The sequence below is a fragment of the Bacillus sp. 1780r2a1 genome, assembly GCA_024134725.1.
Lineage (GTDB): Bacteria > Bacillota > Bacilli > Bacillales > Bacillaceae_H > Priestia > Priestia aryabhattai_A.
Genome location: CP099863.1, coordinates 1,110,751 through 1,127,075, shown reverse-complemented (window position 1 = coordinate 1,127,075; position 16,325 = coordinate 1,110,751). Strand labels below are relative to the sequence as shown.

Here is a 16,325-nt window from a genome sequence, read left to right as displayed (position 1 = left end):
CCTCCATAAAAAAAGAGCTAGCTACTGCCAGCTCTTATGAAATGACTTTCGGACGTGAGTCTTGAAATTGCTTTACCACATCATCCCATTTAAATAGTAAACGAACGAAATCTTTATCTGAAATGCCACTTCCTGTTTGGACCTCGATAAATTCAAGCTCGTTAATTGCACGGATTCCGTGTTTCTTTCCTGCCGGTAAGTGAATAATATCCCCTGCTTTAACGCGCGTAATAGAATCATCTAACACAAGCTCTCCTTCACCACGAACAATTGTCCACACTTCATCACGTAAACTATGGTAGTGATAGCTTGAGTTTTTCCCTTCTAAGATACAAATACGCTTTGTCACCATCTCATGGTTTTCATCGTACTTTGCATAATCCAATACGCGTGACCAGCCCCACGTACGCTCTTCATACATTGGAGGGTTATTGTAATCAGCGATGAGCTCTTTAATCTTTGGACTAGACGCTTTATCTGACACAAGAATTCCATCTGGACTAGCCGCCACAATAACATCTTTTACTCCCACTACCGTCACTGGAATGTCAAGCTCATTGACTAAGTGCGTATTCGTCGAATCTTCTGTCAGAATACCTTTTCCAATCTGAACAGTCGCCATTTCTTCTGTTAGCGTATTCCACGTCCCAAGGTCTTTCCAATAGCCTTCATACGGAAGAGCAACAATATGCTTAGCATTCTCCACTACTTCATAGTCAAAGCTAATCTTAGGAAGATCTTGATAACTTTTTTCTAAATCATTAAATTCTAATGAGAGCTCTTTTTCTTTTAAAATCTCTAGTAAATAGTCTAATTTAAACGCAAAAACGCCGCAGTTCCAAAGCGCATGAAGGTTTATTAACTCTTCTGCCGCTTCTTCACTCGGCTTTTCTGTAAAGCGTTCCACTGTAAAATGCTCATCAGCATTCACTTGACCATGCGGAACAATATATCCATATTTAGATGATGGGTACGTTGGCTTTACCCCCATCAACGCAAGATCTGCATCAGAGCTTTGTAACACTGCTTCTAGCTCCTTTACTCTTTCAAAAAACGCATCGTTAACGTACGGATCAACCGGAAGTACAACTACCACTTCATCTTCTGAAACCTTTTCTTCTGAATGAAGATAAGCTGCAGCTAAAGCAATTGCGGGAAACGTATCGCGACGTTCAGGTTCGATGATGAGCGGAATGTCTGTACCGACTTGACTGTGAATCATATCACGCTGCATCTTAGACGTGGCAATAACCGTTGATTTTCCTAAGCCAACTGCTTCAATTTGGCTCCAAACACGCTGGACCATTGATTCATTTTGTCCTTCTTTACTTTCTAATACCTTAAGAAATTGCTTTGAACGCGTATCATTTGATAAAGGCCATAATCGTTTTCCAGATCCTCCGGAAAGTAGTACTAGTTTCATAAAATCCCTCCTAAAAAATAAAAAAAATCAGATTTTAAAATCTGATTAACTACTCCCTTATACAAATACCTTGTTTAGATTATGGATTGTTTCACGACCAATTGAATCATACACTAGGTTCTGTTTCTTAACTTCTTCTAGGTTATAACAATTACGCCCATCTAGAACAATTGGTGTTTTCATAAGCTGGCTGTATTTTTCTAATTCAAAATTTTTCACTTCATCCCATTCTGTAAAGATAAAGCAAACGTCCGCATCCTTCAGTGTAGCTTCAATAGAATTACAATACGTAATACCATCTGTATAAAGCTTTTTGAAGTTCTCAACGCCAACTGGATCCCACGCTTTTACGTTCGCGCCATCTTCAATCATAAGCGGAATATTGACAAGCGTTGGCGCTTCACGTAAATCATCCGTTCCCGGCTTAAACGTAAGACCAAGAACCGCAACGTTTAACCCTTGTAAGCTATCGAAATACTTACGAGATTTTTTAATTAGCTTGAGCTTTTGATTTTCATTCACATCAATCGCAGCTTTTACAGTGCGAAGCTCATAGTCATGGAAATTTGCCAGCCAGTGCAGCGCTTTTGTATCTTTTGGGAAACAAGAGCCCCCGTAGCCGATACCTGCATTTAAAAACTTATTACCGATACGACTATCAAAGCCCATCCCGTGTGCTACGTCTTCTACATTTGCTCCGATGATTTCGCAAAGGTTTGCAATCTCATTAATGAAGGAAATTTTCAGCGCAAGGAAATCATTTGATGCGTACTTAATCATTTCGGCGCTTTTGCGGTTTGTCACCACGATAGGAGCCTTGAAGCTTGCATATACTTCTTTTAATACTTCACCCGCCTGCTCGTCTTCTACGCCGAGTACAATTCGTGATGTATGTAACGTATCTTTAACAGCTGTTCCTTGCGATAAAAACTCAGGGTTAGAAGCAACTGAGACTTTCACGTTATGTTTAAGCTTTGATTGAATCAAACTTTCAATCTTATCATTCGTTCCAATTGGTACTGTGGACTTCACGACAACAACACAATCATTTTCAACACTAGCAGCAATTTGTTCTGCTACTTCATACACGTACTTTAAATTCGCAGATCCATCTGCTTTTTCAGGAGTTCCCACTCCAATAAAGATAACGTCTGCATCTCGATACGCTTCTTTGTAATTTGAGGTAAAAAATAATCTCTCCATGTTACGAACCATTAGCTCTTCAAGCCCTGGCTCATAAATTGGAGAGATTCCTGCTTTCATAACTGCTATTTTATTTTCGTCAATGTCTACACATGTAACAGAGTGTTTATGCTCTGCAAGGCAGACGCCTGTTACGAGGCCAACGTAGCCTGTTCCTGCTACTGAGATTTTCAATATTAAGCACCCTTTCACATGTTATTTATGATTCTAGTACTTGCTTTAAAGTTTCACGGTATTTATTAATAGAAATATCACGCTTAAGATGCTGATCTAAATAATCTCTTCCATTTAACCCTAAAGTGACTAACTTTTCTTTCTCAAGACTATATAATTCTTCAATGCTATTAATAATTTCACTATAGTCCTGCGGTTCTACTACTACACCACAACGACTGCTTTCAATTAACATTTGCGCTTCGCTTTCTTGCTCTAATACACCCAATACTGGCTTGCCAGCTGCCATTACCCCATAAATCTTACTTGGAACTGATACACCTTTTATTCCTTTTTGATTAACAACTAAATGAACATCTGCTGCATTTAGCGAGTATTTAATAAATTCTTTTGGCTGATAAGGAAGAAAGTGTACATTGTGAATATCATTTGAATTAACAAATGACTGCATATCTTGTTTTACCGCTCCTTCACCAATAAAAACAAAAGCAATATCTTTGTACTCCTTAAAATGCTCAGTTACTTTAATAATATTTTCAAGATCGTAGTACAAACCGATGTTACCAGAATACATAATAATGAATTTATTCTCCAAATTATTCTCTTTAAGGAATCTTTGTATATTTTTTTCTTTTTTGGACAAAGGAACAATTTCATCTTCATTAGTCCAATTATTAATTACTACATGATTTGGTACATTTTGATTGTTAAATCGCTTTTTGAGTGTTTGGCTCATGTCATTTCCCACTACAATAACGCAATCAGAATAACTACAGTTTAACTTATCTATTTTTTTTGCCCAATTAAAAATAAACTGCTTATTAGTATAGCTAACAGCAGCTGCTTGTTCAGGGTTAAAATCTTGAATATTGTAAATGTGTTTCGCTCTTTTAAAAAATTTACCGATTGTTCCAATTAAACCACCTAAAACAGGAGGCTGTGATATTGTATAAATAGCATCTATATTTTTTTCTTTCAATAAAGCTATTTTCGCTAACATAAAATAAGAGAATATATATCTCATTCGACTCACTTTAGAAGTTTTATCAACTTTAGGTAAGCGAATACGAATAATTTTTATATTCTCTAATTTGTCTTCTTCAAATAATTTAGTTGTAGTTGACTTTTCACCTGCATATCCAGGTTGTGCTGCTATTACTGTAATATCAAAATCACTTTGAAGATTTAAACATAATTCAGTTAATAATTGTCCTGTAGAAGCATAATCCGGATAAAAATAATTGATAACAAAAACAATTTTTTTCTTGGTCATGATAATTCATCTTCCTCAAAACGTCTTTTTATATACTTTGCTGGGGACCCAGCATGAACTTCATTTGCTGATACGTCTTTTACAACTGTACTCCGTGCAGCCACAACAGCCATCTCATTGATTGTTACACCAGGGTAAATAAACACATCACTTGCTACCCATGCCCCATCTTTAATAACTATAGGCTTTGTAATTAGTCCAAAATGAGGATCCTTAATATTATGACTTCCTGTACATAGATAACTTTCTTGAGACACAACACAATTTTCTCCAATATCTATTTTATCTAAACTATAGAACTGAACATTATCCCCAATCCATGAGTAATTTCCTATAGTTACCTTCCATGGATAAGTAAATTTAGCTGTTGACCTAATTTTAACGCCTTTACCTATGTTTGCACCAAACAATCGTAATAAACTGTTTCTCCAATTATACATAGGGTGTAAAGAATATTTAAATAAAGTTCCTTGAACAAGCCACCATATTAATATAAAAACTCCGTTTTTACCTCTAGAGTATAAAGTTTGATTATATTTCGCTAGCTCAATTTTCATTTATATAATACCTCATTAAATATTTTTTCTAGTCTGTTTATATAATCTTTTTCTTTAAACCTATTCAATACTGATTTACGATTATTAAATGCATAAAACCTTATTTTTTGAGTTTGACTAGATAAAGTTCTTAAACAGTCAGTTATTTGAAGAGGAGATTGAGAATTAACAAAATAACCGTTTTCATTATTTACGATATCTTTTATACCTGCATGATTAGTAGTTATAACTGTCAAGCCATTTCCCATTGCTTCAATTATTGATATTGGTTGTCCTTCATACGGATAATATGTTGGTAATGCAAATACGTGTGATTTAGTTAATAATTCTTTTTTCTTTTCTCCTTTAACGATTCCATGATAATAAACCGTCTCTTCAAGATTCCATTCTTTAATCAATTGCAAAAATTCATGCTTCTCTACTTTGGTAAAAAACGCCCCCGCAAAATGAAATCTTATATTTTCGTTTCGCAAAACTTTAGCAGACTTTAAAACATCCATATACCCTTTACTTTTAATAAAGTTACTTAAATATAAAACTTCAAGGGTAGAGTTGCTTTTTAATTGGTCTAGTTTTTGGTTAAAACTTAAATCATCTGTTAAGCTTGATTCTTCAATATAATTTTCACAGACCCTAATCTTTTCAGGACTAATGACATCATCAAAAATACTTTTTAAGCTGTCACCTAAGGCAATCATTATATGAATTTTTGAGATAAGCCTTCGATTTATATATCTTTGAAATTTATTCATTTTCTCATATAAATGTTTATAATAACCACCATGATAATGCAAAATAACTTTTTTTTTCTTCTTTAAAAGAATAGCTAGTATAAGCATATCCCTTAGGTTACCAAATATTGATTGAGAAATAGTAAAATAATACAAATCAGAATTGTTTTTTATTATATTTTTTACATGATTTATAATTCTTTTATTTTCTTTAATGTCAATAGTATTTATAGAATACTCTTTGTTTAAATATTGATTATCTATAATTGTTTGCAATGCCGTAGACAATCCATGCACCGGTGGAGGAAGCTGACCAATAATACATATACTTTTTTTGTCTTTCATAATAGTTCACCTACTAAAACTGTATACTATGTTACTTATAACGAGCTTTATTAAAAATTATATTTTTATGATCTTATACATTGAGAAGCTAAATTTAACAAGCCTAATTTCCTGAAGATTATCTTTGTAATCTTCTTAATATAAAAATAAACGCACTCTGAAAGTTTTTTTGTTAATGTAATACCCTTTATTTTTACAAGCTTTTTAAATTTGTATTTTATGGGTATTTTTGTGTTCAGTAACACTCTAAAAGTAATTATTCTTCGATGCTTAATTATTTTACTAGCTTCCTTTTCATTATTAAATTTATTTAATAAATTATCCATTGAGCTTATCACTTCACAATACGAATCAAATGAATATTTTAGTTTTTCACTTGAAATAGATGTCATAACAGAATTACTTCTATATCGCCTTCTATAATATGTACTAGAGTCATACATCATGTTGTTAGAATATAAAAACACTTCTAAAGTAAATAGCTCATCTTCATGAATAATACTATTTTTAAATTTTATATTATTTTTAACCAGCACTTCTTTTTTTATCAAATATAAACAAGGCATTGCGGCAAAAGTTTTAACACAAGTTGATAAGTGTTCTTGTCTAGAATAAATTTGTTTATCACCGAAATATTCATTGTAATTGTACTTTGTTAATAAATAATTAAAGTTATCATCTGTAAAAGATTCACCAGCAAATCTTACCAAGTCTAAATTATACTTTTCTGCTTTTGAAACTAATGAAGAAACTGCATTAGGTAATATATAATCATCTGAATCTAAAAATAGTATATATTTCCCCTCAGACAAGTTAATACCAATATTCCTACAATATGACTGCCCTTGATTGCTATGAGAAATAAGTTTAATATTTTGATTTTCTTTTTGGTACTTCTTCAGTATTTTTAAACTTCTATCTGTGCTACCGTCATTAATTAAAATAATTTCTATATTTTTATAATTTTGTATAATTATTGATTCTACACATTCTTCTAAATAATCTTCTACATTATATACTGGCACAACTATCGTAACTAGAGGTTTGCACATCATATTACCTCCTAAAAACTTTACTTATAAAAGATAGGTTATTTGTTATTTTTAAACCCAAAATATACACTAAACTCATAAAAAATATTTTTATAAGTAATAACAGTATATTATCCAAATAGTTAAAATATATATTAATAAATTCTAATAATATGAATATTCCAATTGAAATACAGAAAGGGTCTCTTAAGTTTTTATAAAATTCTTTTTGACTGTCATTAAAGATCTTTATCATTAAAAGATAATTTGCTTGAAATAGATTCACCATAAAAGATATTACTAAGGATATTGCTATATATTTAATTTCACCTGTGTTTATTCCTATTATTATACTAATAATATTTAAAGTAGTTGAGAGAATACCAGATAACAATAATAAGTCTGTTCTATTAGTTGATTGAAATATTGCTCCAGTACTACTCAATATCATTTGTACCCAAACAGAAAATCCTAAAATTTGTAAAACAACAATACTTCCCGCCCATTGATTTCCAAATAAGAGAGTGATAATTTCTCGTGATGATGTCATTATAAAAACACTTATAGGCATACCGACTAAAGCTAATAGCTTTGCTATTTTAAGATATGTTACTTTAATAACTTCTTTTTGTTGCTCATATTCCGATAACACTGGTTGGATAACCGGGGTTATTACATTGGTAAACATCTGATTAGGATACAACGATAAAGTATAAGCCTTATCATAAAAAGCAAGTTCTTTTATTGATATATACTTTCCAATTAATAAATTATCTAGATTCCTTGAAAAGTAATTAATAAAATTAAATAAAAATTGATTTTTAGAAAACGCATATATTTTTTTTAAGTTGTCTAATCTTAGATTGATAGTTATTTTTACTTTTGACATACGTAACATAATAATAAAAACTATAATGTTTTTGGAAATTGTATTTACTATAAGAGCGAAATAACTAAAGCCATAATAAGCTAAAATAACCGCTATGATACCAGATATAAAATTACCAAAAATCAATGTTTTATTGACTTCCCAAAATTTCTGTTGTTTTAATAATATTGCATTAGGAACCACATTAATACCGCTAGTAAACAGTGCAAATGACATAACTAAACAAGCATTAACTAAATCTTCGTTATTATAAAAGTGAGCTATTGGTTTTGACATAAATGCAAAAATCACACTCATTATTATGGCAAGTAAGATTGTAAAAGTGAAAATACCATCAATATCTTTTTTATTAATTTCTTTATTTTGTATAACTGCAGGTCCAATTCCAATATCCACTAACATATTAAAAAAAATCAAAAACACATTTATTATTGCAATAATACCAAATTCACTGGGAGTGAGAATACGTGAAAGTATACCTAAGATTATTAATTGAATTAAAAAATTACTATACTTTCCAATGGCACTAAATATAAACCCTTTTTTTAAGCTTTTATTAATTCCTTGCATGCTACTCAAATTATTGATCCCCTTAAGAACTTGTAAAGTATTCTACAAAAAAGGCTTTTTCAACCTCAAAATTATTTTTTAGAAAAAGTGATTCCATAAAGTATGATTCTTTTTGGTAAAAAAATCTTTAAACAATTCTTCATTAATCTTTTTAAGTTTATACCTCTATTAGAAAAAGCATGCAAACTTATGAATAAAGCATCCTTTCTCTTTCTCATATTAACTAGCATATTTACTAATACAATTCCTTTAAAAGCATATTGTGCTCTCTTAGTCAATTTATATTTATTGTTATCAAACCAAAGAATGGAATTATGATAGTTTCCATCATTGCTTATTCTATCTTGTCTATTTCTTTCATCATACCAAATAGTTAAGCACTCATTTAAACATAAGAACATAGCTCCTTTCTCTCTCATTCGCAAACAAAAATCCCAGTCCTGGTGCTTCTTTACCTCCGGATTAAACAAGGTGTTTTTTGCTAATTTACTAGAAACTAAGAAAGTACTAGTTTGTACAATATTTTCATTCACAAAAATATATTCCATAATATCCGTATTTTTAATTAATTTATCATTTGTTACACATCTTTTCTCCTTCTCAGTTTTTAAAATAATTCCTGTAAAACACATTATTTGATCTCTAGGTAATTCCGATTTGTTAATATAATTTAGCTGCCGTTCTAATTTATCTGGAACCCATTCGTCATCCGAATCCAAAAATGCAATGTAATCCCCCTTACTGGATTGAATACCTACATTTCTTGGCTTAGTCCCTTTAGAGTTTTCATCTAATTTAATATACTTAATTCTAGAGTCCTCTATATTAACTATCATCTCTTCTGTATTATCACTTGAAGCATCATCGACTATTATAATTTCATAGTTTTGATATGATTGATTAAAAACAGAATTAAGAGTGTTAATAATAGTATCAGCTCGATTGTAAGTAGGAATTACTATACTAACTAATGGTCTATTATCTAACATTTTTTCCAACCCTTATTCTTAAAGTTTTTTGGTACTATATAGTTATTAATAAAGCTATTAATACTGAACGCAATTCCCCAGAAGATTACTATGTAAGAGAAGCGAATTCCCCAGCCTGTATACCAATTGGGTATGATTGCTGTATTAACAGAAACTTGAATCATTATTGCAACAACCAATAAAGTTAATGTGGTTTTATTGAATTTCTTTTGGAGAAAACCTAGGAAGAATCCAACAGTTAGTAATCCCGTGAAAATCCCTAAATAACCAAAATCATAATAAAATTCTCCTAAGATACTTGGGGCAAAACCACCAACTTGATCAACAGAAAACCCATAAAACTCAACAGCAATAACTCTTCCCAGTTCCACTGGTTTGTCAGGAAAAATAGATCTTGGTATGAAATTCACAAATGGATATATAAATTGTCCCAGTGTATATGTTGGAGAAAATACATCTATAATCCTTGCGAAATTTTCCAAACTATCAAAAGTTGGACTTAAAATAATTGTATCTAACGCATCTCTTAAAATGTTAAGAGAAAAGTCTTCACTACTCCTATTAAACCTAATTAAGATTCCTATCATTAAGCCCAGTATTACAAGAGGTTTAAATATACTTGTGACTTTTTTTAACTTTTTCGGGTTCTGAATAGTTATTAATGCAAAAATAACAATTGATATAATTCTGTATAAAACACCAGAAGATTTACCTGAAATTATAATGTCAAACAAATTAAATACAATATACAACCACGCTAAACTTTTAGCTCTTTTATGAGTTGAATTAAATGCATATATGAGTGCTATAAAAAAGAAATTTGCTGAGAATATTCCATCAAGTATAAAGATTACAAACTTCATATCTCCTGGGATTTTTGATTGATAAGAACTAGTAATATAATTCATTATTCCACCAGCAACACTATACTTATAAATGGCTATAATCATAGTAATCGCTAATAAAATATAAAATGTTAAAGTATTGATACTTACCTTTTCAAAAAAGAAACCTTTTTTTACTTTAAACATTTGACTGAACTTGAATCCTATAAAAATCAATATTGTAGCTATAATCATTAAAAGATATACGAAATTCACTTCGCTACTAGAAAATCTTTGAATATAAGATATCCTATAAAAAGAAAAGCTATTATGAACTAGCCACAATAGAAATAAAAATATAACAATGAGATTATTAGTTATTTTTTTTACTATTAAATACGAAATTATATAAAGATTTAAAAGACAGAATACTGCATACAATAAAATTGATGTTAATCCCGACGGTAATAAGTATTTTATACTTATTGTAAATAGTAAAACACAGAGTACATTTGTATATATAATAAATTTATTCATATATTCACCTAAATGCTAGAATAATACAACTTTTTTTAAGTCAATTATAAGATAAAGTTGAGAAGATATATACATCTTCTCAACTTTATCTTTTCTAAAATCAATCAAACATAACCTTAACTGTATCTTCACTCTCAACCTTCTTCATATCCGCTTCAACCATAATCTTCACTAGCTCTTCAAAAGAAGTCTTCGTTGGATTCCAACCTAATAACGTTCTTGCTTTTGTCGGATCTCCTAAAAGTTGCTCTACTTCAGCTGGACGGAAGAACTTTGGATCAACTTCAACGATTACTTCACCCGTTGCTTTATTGATACCTTTTTCATCTACGCCTTCGCCTTGCCACTCAACTTCAATACCTGTGTGCTTGAATGCTAACTGCACAAACTCACGTACAGAGTGCATTTCACCTGTTGCGATAACAAAGTCTTCTGGCTTATCGTGCTGAAGAATTAACCACATGCATTCAACATAGTCTTTTGCGTAACCCCAGTCGCGTAATGACTCCAGGTTTCCAAGCATCAGCTTATCTTGTTTACCTTGCGCAATACGTGAAGCAGCAAGCGTAATTTTACGCGTTACGAACGTTTCACCGCGACGCTCTGATTCATGGTTGAATAAAATTCCGTTTACTGCGAACATATTATAAGATTCACGGTAGTTTTTTGTAATCCAGAAGCCGTAAATTTTCGCTACGCCGTATGGAGAACGTGGATAAAATGGCGTTGTTTCTCTTTGCGGTACTTCTTGTACTTTACCGAACAGCTCAGAAGTAGACGCTTGATATACGCGTGTTTTATCCGTTAGACCTAAAATACGAACGGCTTCTAGAATATTTAATGTTCCTTTTGCGTCAACGTCTAGCGTGTAGCCAGGCATATCAAAGGATACGCGCACATGAGACTGGGCGGCTAAGTTGTAAATTTCATCTGGCTTAATATCACCAATAATACGTGTGATATTTAGTGCATCAGTTACGTCACCGTAGTGCAGGTGGAAGTTTGAATTATTTAATAGTGCGCTCGCTGCTTCTTCTGTTAGAAGATCTTCTAAACGCTCTTGGTTATAAGATGAGCTGCGACGGATAATTCCGTGTACTTCATATCCTTTTTCTAGTAAAAATTCTGCTAAGTATGATCCGTCTTGTCCTGTTACACCTGTAATCAATGCCTTTTTCATAATATCCTCCAGTTATATCGTCAATTAGTTAATCTTTGTTAGTTCGTTTTCTAAAAACCATTGATATGCTTTTTCTAAACCTTCTTCTAAAGAAGTTGTTGCTTTCCAACCTAAGCTATTAATCTTTGTTACGTCTACTAGCTTACGAGGCGTTCCGTCTGGCTTTGTTGTGTCAAACTGAATCTCACCTTCGTATCCAACAACTGCTTTTACTTTTTCGCCCAGCTCTTTTATCGCAATATCATCACCCACACCGATATTGACAATTTCATTTCCTTCATATGTATCCATTAAGAACACGCATGCATTCGCTAAGTCATCTGAATATAGAAATTCACGTTTTGGTGTTCCCGTTCCCCACATTTCCACAAACGGTGCGTTGCTTTCTTTTGCTTCGTGGAACTTACGAAGTAGCGCTGGTAACACGTGTGATGTTTGTAAATCAAAGTTGTCGTTTGGTCCGTATAGATTTGTTGGCATCGCCGAAATATATTTTGTACCGTATTGACGGTTATAAGACTCGCACATTTTAATACCGGCAATTTTCGCAATTGCGTACGGTTCGTTTGTTGGCTCAAGTTCACCAGTTAATAGGTACTCTTCTTTTAATGGCTGTGGCGCAAGTTTTGGATAAATACATGTGCTGCCTAAAAATAGTAGTTTCTCAACATTATTGCGATGCGACGCATCAATCACATTTGTTTGAATTAACAGGTTGTCGCGAATGAAGTCTGCTGGGTACTCATTATTGGCTACAATTCCGCCTACTTTTGCTGCTGCTAGAAAGACAAACTCTGGCTTTTCTTCTGCAAAGAACGCATCCACTGCGAACTTATCACGCAGATCTAGCTCACCGCTTGTACGATAAACAAGGTTTGTATAACCTTTTTCCTGTAGTTTTGTGAGGATTGCTGAGCCTACTAACCCTCTATGACCAGCAACATAAATTTTTGAATCTTTTCTCATGAAGGATACACCATCTTTCAAAATAGTAAAATGATTTTTTATATTCAATCTTTAAAAAGCGTCTTTGGAACCAAAAAGGACAAGTATGGTTTTAAAGATAATCTTTACGTCTATCAAAAGGCTTCTTGTTTGTATGTATTGCAAATCTAGTTCCACCATTTCTTTAAACCCAATGTTACTTCGCCCGCTGACTTGCCATAAGCCTGTGCAGCCTGGCACAACAAAAAGTCGCTGCTTATCGTAAGAAGTATATTCATCTACTTCTCTTGGCAGTGGAGGTCTTGGTCCGACGAGGCTCATATCTCCTTTTAATACATTGAATAACTGTGGTAGTTCATCAATACTCGTTTTACGAATAAAACGCCCCACTCTTGTGACCCGCGGATCGTTCTTCATTTTAAACATAGCACCCGTCGTTTCGTTTAGCGCTAGAAGCTCTTTTAGCCTTTCTTCTGCATCCGTCACCATTGAGCGGAACTTATACATATTAAATTCTTTTCCATTTTTACCTACGCGTTTTTGCGAAAAGAATACGGGGCCTTTTGGATCCTCTATTTTAATCCAAACTGAAATGACAAGGAATAAAAATGATAGAACAATTATTCCAGCTAATGAACCAACAATATCAGTACTTCGTTTAGTGTATCGATATAAAAATGGTTCATTAACGAAAATCGCGCCTTTTATCTGGGGTGCTTTTGCTTGCATAGCTTTTTGCTGAGCTACTGGTGGCATACTTTTAACACCCCTTTATTTATTTTACGTTCATTGCTGCTTTGTTTTGCTCTACCAGACGTTCCATGATTTCTAAAAGCTGATTTTTCAAGTCGTCATGCTGCAAGGCAAATTCAAGCGTTGTTTCAATAAATCCTAGCTTTTCTCCTACGTCATACCGCTTACCTTCAAAGTCATACGCAAACACGCGTTGAATTTCGTTTAGCTTTTGAATGGCGTCTGTTAACTGAATTTCTCCGCCTGCACCAATTTCTTGCTGTTCTAGGAACATGAAGATTTCAGGAGTAAAAACATAGCGTCCCATAATAGCTAGATTTGATGGTGCCGTACCTGGAGCTGGCTTTTCTACAAACGTATTAACCTGATAGCGACGGCCTTCACTAGAAATTGGATCAACAATTCCGTAGCGATGCGTTTGTTCATCTGCCACCGTTTGCACACCAATAACCGATGATAAGGTGCTTTCATATTCATTCATGAGCTGACGCAGGGAAGGTGTTTCAGCCTGCACAATGTCGTCTCCTAGCAGTACAGCGAACGGCTCATTACCGATAAAGTTGCGAGCGCACCACACAGCATGACCTAAACCTTTTGGTTCTTTTTGACGAATATAATGGATATCAACGTTTGATGATTGACGAACTTTTTCTAATAACTCAAATTTCTCTTTTTCTACTAAGTTATTTTCCAGCTCTGGCGCATAGTCGAAATGATCTTCAATGGCACGCTTACCTTTTCCCGTTACGATAATAATGTCTTCAATACCAGACTGGATTGCTTCTTCAATTATGTACTGAATGGTAGGCTTGTCCACAATAGGAAGCATTTCTTTTGGCATTGCTTTTGTTGCTGGTAAGAAGCGTGTCCCAAGACCCGCTGCCGGAATAATGGCCTTGCGTACTTTTTTCATAGCATAACTCCTCTTTTCATGTTTTAGTAACCAATAAATATAGATATAAATGCTTAAGAAAAGGTTGTATTCATCTCAACCCTTGCGTAAACATTTATAAAAAACAGGGCATCTAACCCTACCTCACACCATGCTAATGACAACAAACGCGTCTAAGGTGCCTTTCTTATATGCCACCCACAGCACAGCCGAGTATCTCCATTGATAAAGGTTAGGAGATATCACCTTTTTTCTTACTTAAATTATCAATTTAATAATTCATTAGGCTTATTCAAAAAGTAATATTACCATAACAATTTATGGTTTTAAATGAGGGTTTTTGTCGTTTGATGTCGACTTTTATACTAAATGCTTAATATAGGACTTTCACTCCTCGAAAAGTCCTTTTTCAGTGCTGTTCTGTTGCAGGATAATCCATTTAATAGTTTTAAAGTCTTTAAAATGAGGAATATATTAGAATTTATTCTTAATATAGATGGAAGACAAGATGAAATGATGCCTATGTAAGATGTTTATCTATCAGCTTTGCTCTTATTTGAATCTAAATACCTAATTAATATGTTTATTATACATTTCAATAGTATAAAAATACCATCCCTTTTTTTGATTTTTTTGTAAAATTATATCGAATGGTCTTTACACTTGCTTTATCTCCCATTTTCTTCTAGGATATAAATTAAAACTAGTTAGAAGAAGGATTACATATGGTAAAGAAACTGATTGCCCTTTTACTTATGCTTGCGATTGCTTATTTTTCACACACGCCTCATTTGCAAGTAACCGATCCCGGTACGTGGAATAACCCTTCTGTATGGGATCACAATGCTACGATTGGATCTGTTCTAAACCCTAGCAGTGAATTTTTCACTGCTTATTCCTACGGCTTTAATACAGAATTCATTTTACGAAAAATTGCGCACATCACGTTCTTTGGAATACTCGCCCTATTGTTCTATTGGAATTTACGAGAATCTAAGACGCGGTACATAAAAGCTTGGATTTTGCTTGCTTTATTTGCCTTTACGGATGAGGTGCACCAAGCGTTTATCGTTGGACGAGATGGGCGCATGGTCGATGTGTTAGTGGATTCATTCGGCGGGGCACTATTTTTATATTTACTTTATCGATTCAAGCAACAGAAAAAAGCGTAGCGAGGACATCCTCGCTACGCTTTTTCATTGGTTATTTTTATTATGCTAAAACGTGTTTTAGCTCGTTTAAAAACTTTTCATAATAAGATGTTTCATAGTGACGAGGAGACAGTCCCCATTTATGATTTTCATCCGCAAATATTTCTTCATCTGTAATTTCCAAATAGGATGCTTTGCTTACATTTTCACCTAGATACTTGTACATAAAATCGAGCTTTTTGTTATTTTCATGAATCTCATCTATATTTTCAAAGCTTTGGATATCACCGTTTGCATCTATGTAACGTTCCTGCCAGAAGGCTTTGTGAATAATGACTTGATCATACTTGCTTTCATTAAGCTTTGCTACTAATTGCTTGGCAGCTGCTTCCCACATTTCGTCTGTTTTCTGTACAACTGCTTTGCCTTTTAATTCTTGCATTAAATTTGATTTATTAAATTCATCAGATAGCGTAAAATATGTTTCTCCACGCTTCATTAAGCGTAAGCGCTCAGACAATAAATCAATAATGAGAACGTTGGACTGAACTTCTTCTAAATACTTAAAAAATTGCTTATTTAAATCATTATAAACGCTTCGCTTTTGAAAATTTGAATCCAGTAAAATTTTATAGATTGAAATCTTCATCGGCTTAGAAGCTAATGAAATAACGTTTGTTCTTGCGAAGTAATTATTAATTTCATATTGATGTTCAAACATTGCAAAGGGATCTCTGGACACACAGCTCCCCAGTATATCAATCTTTTTATTCACGTAATGTAACACTCCTATTTCCATTAGACTACTTTACAAAAGCTACTAAAATATAATATAGCTCTTCTGTACTGTCAATCTTG

At 33.0% G+C, this 16,325-nt stretch carries 15 protein-coding genes; 1 reads left to right on the top strand and 14 read right to left on the bottom strand.

The genetic code is table 11. The annotated features are described in order from the left end of the window. Window positions 1-34: 34 nt before the first annotated feature. The 13 genes from NIZ91_05660 to galU form a co-directional block, all read right to left on the bottom strand. Window positions 35-1,423 carry a sugar phosphate nucleotidyltransferase gene (locus tag NIZ91_05660; protein ID USY56140.1) on the bottom strand — a complete coding sequence of 463 codons (1,389 nt, stop codon included), beginning with the start codon at window positions 1,421-1,423 and terminating at the stop codon, window positions 35-37. A 57-nt stretch (window positions 1,424-1,480) separates the two neighbouring features. Further along, window positions 1,481-2,800, bottom strand: coding sequence for a UDP-glucose/GDP-mannose dehydrogenase family protein (locus tag NIZ91_05655; protein ID USY56139.1), 1,320 nt, complete (start codon window positions 2,798-2,800; stop codon window positions 1,481-1,483). Between the two features lie 25 nt (window positions 2,801-2,825). Next, the gene (locus tag NIZ91_05650; GenBank protein ID USY56138.1) at window positions 2,826-4,073 is read right to left on the bottom strand and encodes a glycosyltransferase family 4 protein; all 1,248 of its coding nucleotides are present in this window, start codon (window positions 4,071-4,073) and stop codon (window positions 2,826-2,828) included. Beyond that, window positions 4,070-4,630: a putative colanic acid biosynthesis acetyltransferase gene (locus NIZ91_05645; GenBank protein USY56137.1), complete on the bottom strand. Its 561-nt coding sequence runs from the start codon at window positions 4,628-4,630 to the stop codon at window positions 4,070-4,072. Before NIZ91_05645 ends, NIZ91_05650 begins: the two co-directional genes overlap by 4 nt. Next, entirely contained in the window at window positions 4,627-5,706 is a 1,080-nt protein-coding gene (locus NIZ91_05640) for a glycosyltransferase (protein USY56136.1), read from the bottom strand. The genes NIZ91_05645 and NIZ91_05640 overlap by 4 nt, the downstream gene beginning before the upstream one ends. Window positions 5,707-5,771: 65 nt before the next feature. After that, the gene (locus NIZ91_05635) at window positions 5,772-6,761 is read right to left on the bottom strand and encodes a glycosyltransferase (GenBank protein ID USY56135.1); all 990 of its coding nucleotides are present in this window, start codon (window positions 6,759-6,761) and stop codon (window positions 5,772-5,774) included. Window position 6,762: 1 nt separating this feature from the next. Continuing rightward, complete coding sequence (locus NIZ91_05630; GenBank protein ID USY57098.1) at window positions 6,763-8,196, bottom strand: lipopolysaccharide biosynthesis protein; 1,434 nt, start codon at window positions 8,194-8,196, stop codon at window positions 6,763-6,765. A 71-nt stretch (window positions 8,197-8,267) separates the two neighbouring features. Beyond that, on the bottom strand, window positions 8,268-9,185 hold the full coding sequence (locus NIZ91_05625) for a glycosyltransferase family 2 protein (GenBank protein ID USY56134.1): 918 nt from the start codon (window positions 9,183-9,185) through the stop codon (window positions 8,268-8,270). Then, window positions 9,179-10,546, bottom strand: coding sequence for an oligosaccharide repeat unit polymerase (locus NIZ91_05620; protein ID USY56133.1), 1,368 nt, complete (start codon window positions 10,544-10,546; stop codon window positions 9,179-9,181). Before NIZ91_05620 ends, NIZ91_05625 begins: the two co-directional genes overlap by 7 nt. Before the next feature lie 100 nt (window positions 10,547-10,646). Continuing rightward, entirely contained in the window at window positions 10,647-11,726 is a 1,080-nt protein-coding gene (gene gmd / locus NIZ91_05615; protein ID USY56132.1) for a GDP-mannose 4,6-dehydratase, read from the bottom strand. Window positions 11,727-11,750: 24 nt separating this feature from the next. After that, on the bottom strand, window positions 11,751-12,692 hold the full coding sequence (locus tag NIZ91_05610) for a GDP-L-fucose synthase (GenBank protein USY56131.1): 942 nt from the start codon (window positions 12,690-12,692) through the stop codon (window positions 11,751-11,753). A gap of 51 nt (window positions 12,693-12,743) precedes the next feature. Then, on the bottom strand, window positions 12,744-13,400 hold the full coding sequence (locus NIZ91_05605; GenBank protein ID USY57097.1) for a sugar transferase: 657 nt from the start codon (window positions 13,398-13,400) through the stop codon (window positions 12,744-12,746). 46 nt (window positions 13,401-13,446) lie between these two features. Continuing rightward, a complete protein-coding gene (gene galU, locus NIZ91_05600; GenBank protein USY56130.1) occupies window positions 13,447-14,337 on the bottom strand; it encodes a UTP--glucose-1-phosphate uridylyltransferase GalU in 891 nt (296 codons plus the stop codon). 704 nt (window positions 14,338-15,041) lie between these two features. Between galU and NIZ91_05595 the strand changes: the two genes are divergently transcribed. Continuing rightward, on the top strand, window positions 15,042-15,488 hold the full coding sequence (locus tag NIZ91_05595; GenBank protein USY56129.1) for a VanZ family protein: 447 nt from the start codon (window positions 15,042-15,044) through the stop codon (window positions 15,486-15,488). Window positions 15,489-15,528: 40 nt separating this feature from the next. On the opposite strand, the gene NIZ91_05590 is transcribed toward NIZ91_05595, so the two are convergent. Next, window positions 15,529-16,242, bottom strand: a complete 714-nt coding sequence (locus tag NIZ91_05590) for a DUF6270 domain-containing protein (protein USY56128.1) — start codon at window positions 16,240-16,242, stop codon at window positions 15,529-15,531. Between the last annotated feature and the right edge of the window lie 83 nt (window positions 16,243-16,325).

Excerpts from the sequence above, each read along its gene's own strand:
- NIZ91_05660 (USY56140.1), bottom strand. The coding sequence starts at position 1,423 with ATGAAACTAGTACTACTTTCCGGAGGATCTGGAAAACGATTATGGCCT.
- NIZ91_05650 (USY56138.1), bottom strand. The coding sequence starts at position 4,073 with ATGACCAAGAAAAAAATTGTTTTTGTTATCAATTATTTTTATCCGGAT.
- NIZ91_05645 (USY56137.1), bottom strand. The coding sequence starts at position 4,630 with ATGAAAATTGAGCTAGCGAAATATAATCAAACTTTATACTCTAGAGGT.
- NIZ91_05640 (USY56136.1), bottom strand. The coding sequence starts at position 5,706 with ATGAAAGACAAAAAAAGTATATGTATTATTGGTCAGCTTCCTCCACCG.
- NIZ91_05635 (USY56135.1), bottom strand. The coding sequence starts at position 6,761 with ATGATGTGCAAACCTCTAGTTACGATAGTTGTGCCAGTATATAATGTA.
- NIZ91_05630 (USY57098.1), bottom strand. The coding sequence starts at position 8,196 with ATGCAAGGAATTAATAAAAGCTTAAAAAAAGGGTTTATATTTAGTGCC.
- NIZ91_05625 (USY56134.1), bottom strand. The coding sequence starts at position 9,185 with ATGTTAGATAATAGACCATTAGTTAGTATAGTAATTCCTACTTACAAT.
- NIZ91_05620 (USY56133.1), bottom strand. The coding sequence starts at position 10,546 with ATGAATAAATTTATTATATATACAAATGTACTCTGTGTTTTACTATTT.
- gmd (USY56132.1), bottom strand. The coding sequence starts at position 11,726 with ATGAAAAAGGCATTGATTACAGGTGTAACAGGACAAGACGGATCATAC.
- NIZ91_05610 (USY56131.1), bottom strand. The coding sequence starts at position 12,692 with ATGAGAAAAGATTCAAAAATTTATGTTGCTGGTCATAGAGGGTTAGTA.
- NIZ91_05605 (USY57097.1), bottom strand. The coding sequence starts at position 13,400 with ATGCAAGCAAAAGCACCCCAGATAAAAGGCGCGATTTTCGTTAATGAA.
- galU (USY56130.1), bottom strand. The coding sequence starts at position 14,337 with ATGAAAAAAGTACGCAAGGCCATTATTCCGGCAGCGGGTCTTGGGACA.
- NIZ91_05595 (USY56129.1), top strand. The coding sequence starts at position 15,042 with ATGGTAAAGAAACTGATTGCCCTTTTACTTATGCTTGCGATTGCTTAT.